Source organism: Micromonospora sp. BL4, from assembly GCF_003667505.1.
GTDB lineage: Bacteria > Actinomycetota > Actinomycetes > Mycobacteriales > Micromonosporaceae > Micromonospora.
In genome coordinates, this window is the sequence record NZ_RCVJ01000068.1 from 1 (window position 1) to 13,202 (window position 13,202).

Sequence of the window (13,202 nt, forward strand, 5' to 3'; positions counted from 1 at the left end):
ACGGGGGCGGGCGGTGGCGGGCCGCGGCCCGGTCCGCCGCGCGCGCCTGCCTCGACGCGCCCACCCGCTGGGCCGCGCTCAGCGGGGTGACCGCGCTGGCCGGGCTGCTCGCCGTCCTGATCACCCCGGTCGCGGTGCCGATCCTCGTCGGCTACACCGTGGCAGCCCTGCACGCCGTCGCCCGCCGCCGGGCGGTTGCCGCCGAAGGGAAGGCGCCGTGACAACCGGGCGACCGTCCGGCGGCACCGACCCCAGCCCGGCCACCGCAAGCGACGAGCCGGCCCGGCTGCTGGTCGGCGGCACGGAGGTGGCCCGGTACGTGCTCGCCCCGGCGCTCGACGAACGGCACGGGCCCCGGCCCTACCTGCACCCGGTGCGCACCCTCGGCGGGACGGTGGTCACCGACGCGCTGCCCGCCGACCACGTGTGGCACCTCGGCGCCTCCCTGGCGGTGCAGGACGTCAACGGCAGCAACCTCTGGGGCGGACGCACCTACGTCCGCGACGTCGGCTACACCTGGCGCGACGACCACGGCGTCATCGCGCACACCGGCGAGGTCGAGCGGACCCCGGGCCGGTACGCGCACGACCTCCAGTGGCGTGACCGGGCCGGCCAGGTGCTGCTGACCGAGCGGCGGTGGGTGGCCGCGTCGATGGTCGCGCCGGACGCCTGGCGGCTCGACCTGGACACCGTCCTCACCGCCCCGGCCGACCGGGAGGTGCGCCTGGGCAGCCCGGCCACCAACGGCCGCCCGGGTGGGGCCGGCTACGGGGGGTTCTTCTGGCGGGCCGCCGCCGACGGGGAGGCGGCGGTGTTCACCGTCGACGCCGCCGGGGAGGAGACGGTCAACGGCAGCGCGGCGCCGTGGCTCGCGCTGGCCGGAACCGCATCGGGCGGCGGGGCGTACACCCTGGTCTTCACCGGCCTCGGCCCGGGGGACCGGTGGTTCGTGCGGACCGGGATGTATCCGGGGGTCTGCGTGGCGTTCGCGTTCGACCACCCGGCCGTGGTGCCGGCCGGCGGAAGCCGCCACGGCCGGTACGGAGTGCTGGTGGCCGACGGAACCCTCGACCGGGACCGGGCCGCGGCACTGGTCGGAACGATGCCGTGACCGCCGCGTGGACGCCCCGGCGCGGTCAGCGGGATCGCTCGGTCAGCTCGCGGACCGCCACCTGGTACGCGGCCTGGGTGTGGTAGGGCCAGTGCCGTTCGATCGGAGGCGGCACGGTGTCGGCCGGGTCGATGGTCAGGCTGCGCGGATCGCGCAGCCGGATGTCGACGTCGCCGGCCGCCGGCCCGGCGCCGGACGGCGGCGTGTCCGCGGCCCGGGGGAAGATCGGCCCGCCGATCGGATCGGTGTCCCGCCACAGGTTGCGCCAGCGCCACCCGATCCGCTCGCCCAGGTCACCGAGCGTCTGCGGCCCCAGGTACGCCGGGTACAGCCGGGCGTAGGTGCGCCGCAGCGGTGAGCCGTAGGTCAACAGCGAGACCCGGGCCAGCACGGACGGCGGTAGCTGCAGGATGGTGGCGGCGGCGAGCACCGAGCCGTGGCTGTGCCCGGAGAGGACGACCGGCTCGTGCGCGGCGAGCCCGGTGATCCGTTTCGCCAGCTCCGGGACGGCGCGGGCGGCGTAGCAGGGCGGCGCGAGCGGGTGGACCGTTCGGGGCCAGAAGGTGCCGAGGTCCCACAGGATCGCCACCACCCGCCGGGACTGCGGCGACCGGTACGCGCGGAACCCGAGGATCAGGAGGCAGATCACCAGCAGGCTGATCACCCAGACGCCCGCGTCGGTCACGTAGGCGGCGAACACCGCCGCTGCACCCCCTTGTCCACCGAGGCGGGCCGCGAGCTGGGCGGGACCGATCCCGATCACGTCGAAGGTGACCGTGGCCAGCCCGAGCGACGCGATCACCAGGAACGCGATCAGCACCGGGCCCAGCTCCTCGGTCACCCGGGCGCGGGCGATGGTCTCCTGAACGAGGCGCAGCCGGTGTGCGTCCTCCGCCCGCACGTCCGGGTAGTCCCGTTCGATGATGCGCGCCGCCAGCCCCCGTCGTCGCCGTCGGCTCAGCAGGAGGGTGCCCGAGGTCGTGGCCGCGCCGATCAGCAGCGCGGCGAGCCCGGCGAGCGCGGCCCACCAGTAGGCGACCGGCGGCTCCAGCGGACCGACGATCGGCGGGTTGGGCCGGATCGGATCGGGGATGTCGCCGTGGTCGAGGGCGTCCGCGAGGCGGTAGACCAGGGTCGCGGTGAAGGCCGCGCCGACGCTCACCGCCGACGCTGCCATGATCGGCGTGCCGAGCCCGCGGAGGAAGGGGCGCTCGTCGGAGTGGGCGCCACGCTGGCGGGCGTACGTGACGACGGTCAGCACGACGAGCAGCACACCCTGCACGGCGACCACCCCGGCGGCGATGCCCTCGTACCCGGGCAGTTTGCCGGAGCCGGACGGTGCCGCGCCGGCGAGCGTGGCGGAGCCGAGGCACAGCACGCTCACCCCCGCGGTGCCCACCCACAGGGGGCGGAGAAACCGCCGGGCCCCCGCCGGGCTGGCCGGCACGGGCAGCGCGAGGAGGACCACGCCGAAAACGAGCAGCCCGACGGCCAGCCCGAACAGCACGACGTGACCGGGCACGCCGAACCCGCCCGGCGAGGCGCCGGCGAGCAGGGCGACGTTCACCGTCCCGAGGCCGAGCGCCACGTGGATCTGACGCAGCCAACCGGTGGTGTGCTCGTCGTGCCAGAAGCCGGCGTCGGCGAGGCTCTCGGTCCGGCCGCCGGTGGGCGGCTGCGCCGATGACGGGCCGAACCCCTCGAAGGCCCGCGCCGAGCGGGTGCCGATGACCCAGACGCCCCGCAGCGCCAACAGTGGAACGACCGACAGCAGGGCCAGGCGGGGGCCGGAGGGGAGGGCGTAGAGCCAGGCCAGGTAGGGACGGCTGGCGCGGCACCCCGGGTACGGCACGCACTGCCAGCCGATCAGGTCCAGGGTGACCCCCACGATGGCCAGGACGAACGTGGCCGTGAGGGTGCCGGCGAGCAGCCGACACAGCATGCTGAGCAGGCCCCACCGGTCGGGCCCCGGCGGTCGCAGCCAGATCGCGAGGTTGCTCAGCATGAAGGGCAGCAGCAGCAACATCGAGGCCGTCCGTACCGCCGCGCCGGCGGTCAACGAACCCCAGCGGTACGCCTCGACGGCGACTCCGGCCGTGGCCCCACCGGCGACGCCGCTGCCCGGTCGGGGGCGGAAGAAGCCTGCGTGCGTGTCCCCGGCTACGCGGACCACGTTCGGGTGATCGAGGATCCGCTCGGCGGTGACTCCGGAGATGCCGTGCACGCGCAGTTCCACGGCGTCGCGGGGCGGCCTCCTGTCCACGCCGTCAGGGTCACAGACAATCCACCCGGGCGTTGCCGGTACCGCGAACGTCAGCGGGTGGGCAGCGCGGCGGTCACCCGGACGGCCTTGACGATCGCCGGGATCGAACCGATCAACAGCACCAGCCCCCAGATGATGGCGACCACCGCGAAGACCAGCGCCGCCACGTCGTCGACGATGCTGACCAGGATCACCGGCACCAGGTTGTGCAGGAACTCCAGCACGACCGTGCAGAGCAGGGTGGTGAGGATCAGCAGGACGAGGCCCTTGTTCTGGAGGAAACGCGGCTGGGCCAGCACCAGCAGCCCGGCCCACACGAGCTTGAGCAGCAGCACCAATCCCAGCAGCACGGCCGCCTCGCCGACCGGAAAGAACCCCCACAGGGCCAGGTAGGCCAGCGTGCCGAACGGCGCCGCCAGGAACAGCGACACCATGATCATCAGTTCCACGAACGCGATGATCAACGCGAAGAGGCCGACGATGATCAGGATGATCGAGAAGATCAGGCTGGCCAGACCCTGCACCCGGCCCTGGATCCGCTCGGGCAGCAGCAGGCCCAGGCAGAACAGCCCGGTGCTCCAGACCGCCACCGCGTCGATCAACGCCAGGTAGCCGGTGCCCCGGCCGGACGGCTCGCTGACCCCGGACACGTCGTCGAGCTCCACGTCCAGCCCGCCGGCGCTGTCCGCCAGCGCCGCGCTGGCGTCGGCTCCCCCGAGCAGCAGCCCGGCGCCCAGCTCGACCCCGATCGCCAGGACGATGGCGAGCATCGCCAGCAGCAGGAACGGCTTGCGCAAATCACCCACGGCGACACCTTCTCTCGGGTCAGGACGCGGCCACGGTGACCGTGCAGGCACCCAGGCCGGGGCAGATCACGGCCACCTCGGCGGCCTCGTCGACGGCGACCTTCGCCACCGCGCCGGTGCCGTCCGGGGCCGGCTCGACCTCGTCGCGAATCGTGAGGTCGGCGTCGCCGGGCGCCCGCGCGACGACCGTGAACGGCCGCGCGCTGCGCAGCACCAGGGTGCGCAGTCCACCCGGGTCGGCGACCCGCACCACGCAGCTACCGGAGAAAACCAGCTGCCCGGGCTGCTCGGCGCAGTCGGCGCTGACCGTGGCCGGGTCCACCGCCGACCGTTCACCGCCCAGCGCACCCAGCCGCTCGACCAGCCCGTGCCGGGCCCCCGGGTCACCCCGGTCGTCCCGGCCCGTGCCGGCCGCGACCACGAACAGCGCCACCAGCAGGACGGCGAGCAGCCCCAGCAGCGCCTTCTGCCGCCCGCTCATCGCGCGGCGGCCGGCGGCGCGACCTCGGTGAACCGGATCTCGTCGACACCCGCGAAGTAGCGGTTGGTGCCCTGCGTCTTGCCCACCACCACCAGGGTCACCCGGTGCGGGCCCCTGGTCAGCCGGACCGTGCCGACGTCCAGGAACTCCGTCGTGCGCACCGTCGGCGTGAAGCCGAGGAACGCCCCGCCGACCTGGGCGCCGTCGATGGCGAAGACGGTGTTGGCGTAGTCGGGCGCGGTGGTGCGTACCGCCGCGAAGCGCCAAGTGCCGTCCGCCGGGATCTGCACCGTCACGGTGACCTGGTCGCCGATGGCCAGCCCCTGGAAGAACAGCTGCTTGCCCCCCGACCAGGTCACGCCGCAGCAGTTCGGTTGCGCCCCCACGACCGCCCCGCTGGTCCGTGGAGACTCCACCACCGCCGCGTCCACCAGGCTCTCCGCCTCGACGGTGACGACCTGCGGCTCGCCGGGGGCGGGCTCACCGCCGCGGGTCAGCAGCACCACCCCCACGGTCACCACCACCAGCACCAGCGCCGCCGCCGCGGCGATCCACAGCCACGGAGTACGCCGGGGCGGTGCGACCGCCCGCACCTCGTAGGTGACCCGGCCGCTGGAACGGGAACTCTCCTCCGGCGCGGTGTTCGCCGAGTACGCGAACCCGGTCATGTCGTAGCGCCGGGGCGGGGTGCCCGCCGGCACGGCGAGCTTGACCAGGAACGAGACGGAGCCCTGCCCGGGCACCACCCGCTGCGGCTCGGTCACCGTGAACCAGGCCCGCTGGGAGCCGTCGCCGGGCGCCACGTCGAACACCACCGTGTCCGGCGCGTTGCCCGGGTTGGAGACGGTGAAGGTCAGCTCGCCGATGTTGCGCGGGTCGAGGGTGAACTGTTCGGCGGCGGCGACGACCGCCCACTCGGTGGTCATGACGGCTCCTCTGCGACGACGATCTCGGCGGTGGTGGAGGCGGGCTTCTCCGCCTCGACGATGCGGGTGATCACGGCGAGCTGACCGGCGGCGGCCGCCGGCACCCGCACCACGACGTGAAACGGCCGGTCCGCTGGCTCGTCGATCGCGAAACCGCGCAGCCCGGTGGCCAGTTCGAGAGCCCTTCGCATCCCGTACGGGGTGCCGCGCCAACGGGCCAGCAGCGCGCCGTTGGCCACCAGGTCACGCAGCCGACCCACCGGCAGCGGCAGCGGGGCGTCCGGGCGGGGCGAGGCCACCACGTGGTCCATCGCCACCCAGCGGGTCAGCTGCACGACCAGCCCGTCCGGCGCCCGGTACGGGTCGAACAGGGCGTCCACCTCGGCGAGGATCGCCTCGTCCGGGGCGTGCAGGCCCTCCATCACCTCCAGCAGCGCCCACAGGACGCTGCCCGGCACGCAGGCCCGCTGGTAGGCGGCGGGCAGCAGCCGCTCAATCGCCGAGCGTCGCATCCTGCCGCACCACCTCGATGTCGTGCTCGCCGGAGCAGAGCAGCCAGGTGTCGGGGACGGTCACCACGTCGGCGGTGGCCTGGTTGGCGCTGGCGGTCCAGTCCACCGCGCCGGCACTGCGGTAGACGCCGCGCCCGCCGCCGGCCAGGAACAGCCGCTCGGCCTGCTCGCCGCTGGTCGCCGCACCGCCGCTGACCGCGATGGCGTCCACCGGCTCGAACCGGGTCCGGTCGCGCAGCGGCAACCCGCAGTTGACCGACACCGACTGCCACTGCGGCTGGGCGCCCAGGGTGTCCAGCCGCAGCACCCCGCCGCTCTGGGTGGCCGCCACCGCGAGGGGGCCGGCGAACGCCAGATCCCGGCAGGTGCCGCCGATCCAGCCGCTCTGCACCGACTGCCACTGCACGTCGGACTCGAACAGCCGGGTGCGGTGGCAGCCCTGGCCCGGCTTCTTCGGGTCCGGTTCGCCGGCCCCGCTCCACAGCAGCGTGGCCGGGCCGTCGTACTGCACCGCCAGCACCCGGTTGTCCACGTTGGACAGGCCGACGTGCGCGAAGCTGCCGGGCCGGCCGCCCGCCGTCGACAGGTACACGCCGAAACCGGCCTGCGCGGCCACCGCCACGCCCGGCGCGCCCCGCTCGGAGACGAACGCGCGTACCGCGTAGAACCCCCGGTCGGCGTCGGACGGGTCGACCAGGATCTGCAACGGCACCGCGCCGGGCAGCAGCGACACCTCGTACAGGCCCGTGTCGGTGGCCACCAGCAGGGCGCCCGCGCCGTCGCGGTCCAGCCAGGCCACGTCGGAGATCCGCGAGTCGAGGTCGGTCAGCAGGGACCACGTCTCGCCGAGGTCCGTGCTCAGGTGCACCCGGCAGCCGCCGGAGGCGCGCAGCGTGACCACGGCTACCGAGCCGGGACGCGGCACGATGCCCGGCCGCGCCGGCGCCGGGGCGGGCGCCACCCGCAGCACCGTCTCGCCGTCGAAGCGACCGGTCGGCTCCCAGCCCGCGCCCGCGTTGCTGGAACGGAACAGCACCGCGCCCCGCCCGGCGTACCAGGTGCGGGGCTGGTACTGGTCGACGGCGAGGGCGCGGACTTCGGCGTCGGGCGCTTCGTCGACCACGAACCGCACCGACTCGACGTAGCGCACGCCCGGCTCGGCCTGCTCCAGCAGCCGGTACACGTTGGATGCCCGCAGCGGCTCGCCGAACGGCCAGCCGGTCGGGTTGAGCGCGGTGGGCAGCGGGCTCAGCGTCTGGTGCAGCCGGTCGTGGATCCGTCGGCGGACCGCGTCCACGTCCTCCTCCCGCCGGACCACCACCCGGGCCCGCACGGAGATCGCCTTGAACCGGGCCCAGGTCGCCCGCGACCGGACGCCGAGCATCCGCCGCTGTTCCAGGTCCGTCGCCACCCGACGCCGAGCCTCGGGCACCTCGTGCTCGCGCAGCACCGCCACCGGCAGCCGGCCACCCGGCCGGGCCGCCGCCGGCACGTACGGCACCAGCACCACCTCGACCTCGCCCGGCCGCGCGAAGCTGTACACCGCGGCGCGGGTGAACGCCCGGGCCCGGGCCACCGCGCCGGAGCTGGTGGCCAGCACCTCGAAGTCGCGCGCGGTGACCGCGCGCTGCTGGGCGAAGAACTCGTACGGGCCGCGTAGCAGCACCGACTCCAGCGCCTCCATCTCCCGACCGCCGGCCGCCGGCCCGGGGTTGTCGACGCGTACGCCGGGCAGGGGGTCGCGCAGGCTGGTCAGCGTGCCGGCGGCCACGTTGCCGGTCGGCCCGCCGCCGGCCCGGTACCAGAGCCGGACCTGCCGTCCGGCCGGCGGCACCGCCGCCACGGTCACCGGCGACGGCGCCGGATCGCCGGCGCCGGCCGCCGCACCCGGTGCGAGGTCCCCCGGGTCCGGCGGCGCGCCCCCGCCCGAGGTGGCCGGGGGCCGCAGGTCGAGGGCGGGGGCGAAGGTGACCGTCCCCGAGCAACGGTCGACCAGGTACACCTTGGCGTGCGGGCCGAGCCCGGCGAAGCTGTCCACCGGCCGCCAGATCTCGAACGTGCGGCCGTCGTGCTCGCGCGCGGCCGCGCCCAGCTCCACCGTGCCGGCGGGCACCTCCACCCCGAGCAGGAGGTCCAGCGGCTCGGCGGTGTGCGCGAGCGGGGCCCGGGCCGCCCGCAGCACCTGGCCCGGCTGACCGGTGCCGATGCCGAGCAGCTCCGCCTCGACCGGCTCGCAGTGGTGCATCCGCACGGTCACCGAGGTCTCGTCGGCGGGCAGCAGCGCCGGCTCGGTGGTGACGAACACGACCGGCCGGGGGTCGGCGCCCCGGGCCGCGGCGACCCGCAGGCCGGCCGGGATCCGCACCACGCCCCGGTCGGCGCCGCTGCGGGTGAACCGGACGTCCGCCCAGGCCGCGGTGGGCGCGTGCCGGGCCACCCCGAGCAGGTTCAAAAACGACACGTACGCCTTCTCCGGCAACTGGTTCAGCCGGTAGATCATTACCTCGGTGAGGTGCGCGAACGCCTCCACCAGCGCCATGCCCGGGTCGTGCGCCGACAGGTCGGTCCAGGCCGGGCAGGACTGCCGGATCCGCTCGCGGGCCTCGGTGACCAGATCGAGGAACGCGCGGTCGTCCAGGTGCGGCACGGGCAGCGTCATGACGGTCCTCCCGGTGCCGGTTCGTCGAGGGGGAGCAGGTCCACGGAGAAGATCAGCTGCCCGGGGGTCAGGCTGGCCCGCACCCGGTAGTCCAGCCGGATCACCAGCCGCCACGCGTCGTCCGGGTCCGGGCCGGCGTCCACGTCGATCACCTCGACCCGGGGCTCCCAGCGGGCGATGGCCTGCCGCACGTAGTGGATGGCCAGCCCGGCGGTGGTGTCGTCGTTGGGCGCGAAGATCAGCCGGTGCAGCCGGGACCCGTACCCGGGTCGCATCAGCCGCTCGCCGGGCGTGGTCGACAAGAGCAGGAACAGCGCCTGGCGTACGGTCTCGTCGCCCTCGGTCATGGCCAGGCCGCCGGCCGCGGTGAGCGCCAGGCCGCCGCTGCGCCCCGCGTCGAAGCCGGCGCCGACGAAACGGAAGGCCCTCACCGGTCCGCCTCCAGGAACCGCTGGCGCGGGTCGCGCACGGTGTGGTGGACCAGCCCCGGCGGCGTGCCGTTGGTGAACCCCTCCAGGTGGGAGAGGACCACCCGGTGCCCGTCGACCCGCAGCCAGTCGCTGTAGCCGACCCGGACGGTCAGCGTGCTGGTGCACGGCTTGATGGTCGGGCCGTAGTTCGGACAGGCGACGATCTTGCGTCCCTCCGGGTCGTCGTCGACCAGCACCGGCACGCCGGTGACGGTCACCCACCGCTGCGACGGCCGGTTCTCGACCCGGCCGTCGTGGTCGCAGGTGATCACCGAGTCGCGGTGGATCCAGCGCATCAGCCGCCTCCTTCGTGGTGTGCGCGGGCGAGCGTGCGGGCCCGCTCCGCCGCGGTCGTCGGGTCCTCGGTCGACTCGGCGTGCAGGAAATCCACGCTGCGAGCACGGACCACCATGGCCCGGCCGGGCGCGGAGATCACCAGGTCGGTCGCCGCGTGCAGGGTGGCCAGGTCGGGCGTGAGCTCCAGCCAACTGCCGCCCTCGGTGCCGAGCCGTAGGCTGCGCTGGACGTCGTCGACGACGATCGACTGCCCTCCGGCGGTACGCAGCGTCCAGCGGCGGGCCCGGCCGTCGTCGATGCCCGCGTCGTACGGCTCGACGGCCCCGAACAGCGAGCCGAGCACGATGCCGGAGGCCGGCTCACCGCCGGGCAGCACCACCAGCACGGTGTCGTCGGGATCGGGGAGCGCGACGAGGCCCTTGCCGCGCCCGGCACCGGGACAGAGCACGCCGAGCCACCCGGCGTCCAGGTCCCCGTACGCCGGCAGGGTCAGCCGTACCCGACCCAGCCCGTCCGGGTCGGCGACGTCGGTGACCGTTCCGAGCGTGACCACCGCGCCGGCGCTCGACGCGTCGGGCGGCCCGGCCGGTGGCATGGTGGAGAACCGGGTCAGGTGCCCGTTGCCGTCGACGGTGTGCACCACCTCGGTCAGCACGTACGCCCCGGCGACCGGGTCGGGCACGCCGGTCAGGTCGATCCGCCGGCCGGGCCGCAACGCCGGATCACCCTCGGCCACCCCCTCGGCGGTGACCAGCGCGGCGGCGCGCCCGTCCAGTCGGGCCTGGGCCAACGCGGCCAGCTCGTCGTCGCTGCGGCCGGGCTGGTCGACCGCGGTGCGTACCCCGTCGGCGCCCACGTCGGCCGGGTCGGGCCGGTCACCGGCCGGGCGGCCGCAGCGCGCCTCGTCGGCCTGCTGGCTGATCGGTTCGGCCCGCTGTGGATGCCAGCCCAGCGCCGCGCTGGCGCCGCTGGCCCGATCCAGGTTGGTGGCCAGCCGCAGGGTGTGCACACCCGCGCCGAGGGCCAACGTGACCGGTTCCCCGTACCCGGCGAGGGTGATCAGCCGAACCGCGTCGCCGTCGGCGGCCAGGTGCAGCCCGGCCCGACCGGTCACCTCCCGCAGCAGCTCCAGATCGCTGTGCCGGTGCTGGAGCAGCCGTTCCAGCCGCGGCCCGTCGGTCTCCGCCGTCACCGTCAGTCCGACCTCGCCGCACACCTCCCGGGCCAGCTCGGCGGCGGTCACCGAGGTGAACACCCGCAGGCCCTGTCGCTTGCGCAGCCGGTGCAGCGCGTCGTACGCCCGCAGGCGCAGCACCGCCGCGCCGTCGGCCGCGTATTCGACCTCCACGCAGGTGACCTCCCCGGTGAACAGCGCGTCGGCATGCTCGGCGAGCCGTACCTCGAGTGCCGTGCCGGGCCGTACCGCGGGGTCGAACGCGCCGCTGCCGGCGGTGGTGGCGAGCACCAGCTCGGCCTGGGTGGGCTGGTCGAGCCGGGCGGCCACCCGCAGCGAGCGGACCCGCTGGCGGGCCGCGCCGGCCAACTCGACGCCGTCGAGCAGCACGGTCAGCGCCCGGGGCGCCACGCTGGTCACGGCGCGCCTCCCGGCGTGGCGTCGCCGGGGCTCGTGCCGACCGGGCTGGTGCCGGCCGGACTCACGCCGGTCGGGCTGGTGCCGGTGGGTGCGGGGGCGGTCGTCGTTCCGGTCGCTGCCCAGGCCGCGGGCGCGGTGGCGATCGAGGCGCCCACGAAGGACGCGCCGGCACCCAGCGCGCCGGCCACCGCCCGGGCCATCCCGGCCACCGCGCCCGCCACCGTGGACGCGCCCGCCGGAGCGCCCCCGGTCGGCGGGACGGCCAGGGTGGCGCCGGCCGGGACCGCCAGCGGATCGGTGATCCGGTTGTGCTCGGCCAGCAACCGCCAGCGCAGCGGCGAGCCGAGCGCGTCGTTGGCGAGCAGATCGAAGCGCACCCCTGAGCGGCCGGGTTCGGCGGCGCCGTCACCGGCGGCGACCACCGCGCTGCCCGGGGCGGCGGTCGGGGTGCTCGCCGCGGCCAGCTCCTCGGCGAAGCCGGCCTCCGCCTGATCGGCCGTCTCGGCGGCCCGGACCAGCTTCAACCGCAGCCAGGAGCGACGCGGCGAACCGTTGCCGGTGAACGCGTCGAATCGTTCGGCGACCGCGATGATCACGCCGGGCACGTTCCAGGTCTTGCCCCAGACCAGCCGGACCAGCGGCGGACGCAGCCACCCGTGCTCGGCCGTGGAGTTCTCCGCCAGCATCCACAACGGACGGGTGAGCACCCGTACGTCCGCCGGACGGACCTGCGCCTCCACGAAATCCACGTCGAAGAGCAGGTCGAGCACCAGCTCGGTCCGGCCGCCGCCGGTGAAGACCAGCGGGTCGTCCGCCAGCCCGGCCCCGGTGAGCTGACCACCGGCGGCCGCCCGATGGCGTACCCCGGCGAGCCGGGTCACCTGCACGGTTTCCGGGTTGAGCAGGCAGTCCACCCGCTCGCCGGAGGAGTCGATGAGGAAGGCGACGCGTTCCATCAGTCGCCCGCCTGTTCCCGATCCAGCCGGCCCGGATCGTCAGCGTTCAGCGCCGCCCCGGGCACCGTCCACAGCAGTCGGTCGTCGGGCAGCGCCGGCCACAGATCGCCGGTCACCGCCGACCACCCTCCGCCGGCCGGACCACGCCCCGACCCACCCGTCCACGCCCCGCCGGTGGTCGCCGCTGTCCTGTCGGGCCGGTGCCCGGGCCACGCCGGATCGTCGGGCAGTGCCGGCCAGGGTCCGCTGCCGGCGGCGCGGGCCACGTCCGCCGGGCCACCGGCCGTCGCGAGTTCGGCACCGGTCGGGCCCGTCCAGCCGGCTCGCCCGTCGGCCTCGCCCGGATGCCGCCCACGCGGCTCGTCGCCGGCCGACGAACCCACGTCCGGCCGTCCCGCTCGACCACCGTCCGTCCCGAGCCCGCCCAGACCGACCCCGAACCCGTTCCGGCTGGCCTGGAATCCGTGCCGGCTGGCCTCGAACCCGTTCCGGCCGGGGCCTCGCGTGCCCTGGCCGGCCTCGAATCTGTCCCCGTCGGCCTCGAAGCTGTTCGCGGCGGCCTCGGACCCGCTCCGGCCGGCCCTGGAACCGTTCCGGTCGGCCCTGGAACCGTTCCGGTCGGCCTCGAAGCCGTCGCTGCCCGTCCCGGGGCGCTTGGTTCCCGTCGAGTGCCCGGCCCCGCCCGCCGTGGACCGGCCTCTGTCCCGTTCACCCGCCGCGCACTCGGATCCGACAGTAGATCCTGGTGGGGAAGTGCCCCTGGAGGGGCCGAGATCTTCCAACATCCGGCCCGAGTCACGCGGGTCGAACGTGGGGAGCGGAGGAGCTGGCGGGTGTTCGGGCCGGCCGTGGAAGGGGCCGGGGACCGCCGACGGGTGGAGTCGGCCGGGGACCGCGGGGCGGATCATCGGCCGGGATGACGCGACGACGTCCCCCACCTGCCCAGATCCCGGCGACCCGTCCCCGCGCATCCCCGCGACAGCGCCGGAAGCAGCCCGTCGTCCCGATCCACCAAGCCCCGAACGGGCACCCGACGCGCCCGATCCCGTCGGCCCGGTCGACCCCGCCGCCGCACCCGGCCCGTCCGGCGAAGCGAACCCACGGCGAAAGCGCAGTCGGGCTGGCCC

Annotated in this window: 11 protein-coding genes and 1 pseudogene; 2 read left to right on the top strand and 10 right to left on the bottom strand. The window is 75.3% G+C overall.

Translation table 11 applies throughout. The features are described from left to right. Positions 1-221: pseudogene (locus tag EAD89_RS04785) on the top strand (hypothetical protein); the annotation flags it as partial. Next, positions 218-1,111, top strand: a complete 894-nt coding sequence (locus EAD89_RS04790) for a PmoA family protein (protein ID WP_121674882.1) — start codon at positions 218-220, stop codon at positions 1,109-1,111. The pseudogene EAD89_RS04785 and the gene EAD89_RS04790, both read left to right, overlap by 4 nt. Positions 1,112-1,136: 25 nt before the next feature. Here EAD89_RS04790 and EAD89_RS04795 read toward each other — a convergent pair whose 3' ends face one another. The 10 genes from EAD89_RS04795 to EAD89_RS04840 are packed head-to-tail and all read right to left on the bottom strand — an operon-like array spanning position 1,137 to position 12,075. Then, the gene (locus tag EAD89_RS04795; RefSeq protein WP_121674883.1) at positions 1,137-3,374 is read right to left on the bottom strand and encodes a hypothetical protein; all 2,238 of its coding nucleotides are present in this window, start codon (positions 3,372-3,374) and stop codon (positions 1,137-1,139) included. A 50-nt stretch (positions 3,375-3,424) separates the two neighbouring features. Then, on the bottom strand, positions 3,425-4,180 hold the full coding sequence (locus EAD89_RS04800; RefSeq protein WP_121656478.1) for a hypothetical protein: 756 nt from the start codon (positions 4,178-4,180) through the stop codon (positions 3,425-3,427). A gap of 19 nt (positions 4,181-4,199) precedes the next feature. Continuing rightward, the gene (locus EAD89_RS04805; RefSeq protein ID WP_121674884.1) at positions 4,200-4,661 is read right to left on the bottom strand and encodes a hypothetical protein; all 462 of its coding nucleotides are present in this window, start codon (positions 4,659-4,661) and stop codon (positions 4,200-4,202) included. Further along, positions 4,658-5,587, bottom strand: a complete 930-nt coding sequence (locus EAD89_RS04810; RefSeq protein WP_121674885.1) for a hypothetical protein — start codon at positions 5,585-5,587, stop codon at positions 4,658-4,660. The genes EAD89_RS04805 and EAD89_RS04810 overlap by 4 nt, the downstream gene beginning before the upstream one ends. After that, positions 5,584-6,099, bottom strand: coding sequence for a phage tail protein (locus EAD89_RS04815; protein WP_121674886.1), 516 nt, complete (start codon positions 6,097-6,099; stop codon positions 5,584-5,586). Before EAD89_RS04815 ends, EAD89_RS04810 begins: the two co-directional genes overlap by 4 nt. Continuing rightward, on the bottom strand, positions 6,080-8,758 hold the full coding sequence (locus tag EAD89_RS04820; RefSeq protein ID WP_121674887.1) for a putative baseplate assembly protein: 2,679 nt from the start codon (positions 8,756-8,758) through the stop codon (positions 6,080-6,082). Before EAD89_RS04820 ends, EAD89_RS04815 begins: the two co-directional genes overlap by 20 nt. Further along, complete coding sequence (locus EAD89_RS04825) at positions 8,755-9,189, bottom strand: GPW/gp25 family protein (protein ID WP_121656585.1); 435 nt, start codon at positions 9,187-9,189, stop codon at positions 8,755-8,757. The genes EAD89_RS04820 and EAD89_RS04825 overlap by 4 nt, the downstream gene beginning before the upstream one ends. Then, on the bottom strand, positions 9,186-9,524 hold the full coding sequence (locus tag EAD89_RS04830) for a hypothetical protein (RefSeq protein ID WP_121674888.1): 339 nt from the start codon (positions 9,522-9,524) through the stop codon (positions 9,186-9,188). Before EAD89_RS04830 ends, EAD89_RS04825 begins: the two co-directional genes overlap by 4 nt. Then, the gene (locus EAD89_RS04835; RefSeq protein WP_121656587.1) at positions 9,524-11,119 is read right to left on the bottom strand and encodes a contractile injection system protein, VgrG/Pvc8 family; all 1,596 of its coding nucleotides are present in this window, start codon (positions 11,117-11,119) and stop codon (positions 9,524-9,526) included. Before EAD89_RS04835 ends, EAD89_RS04830 begins: the two co-directional genes overlap by 1 nt. Further along, positions 11,116-12,075 carry a hypothetical protein gene (locus EAD89_RS04840; RefSeq protein WP_121674889.1) on the bottom strand — a complete coding sequence of 320 codons (960 nt, stop codon included), beginning with the start codon at positions 12,073-12,075 and terminating at the stop codon, positions 11,116-11,118. Before EAD89_RS04840 ends, EAD89_RS04835 begins: the two co-directional genes overlap by 4 nt. Positions 12,076-13,202 lie beyond the last annotated feature (1,127 nt).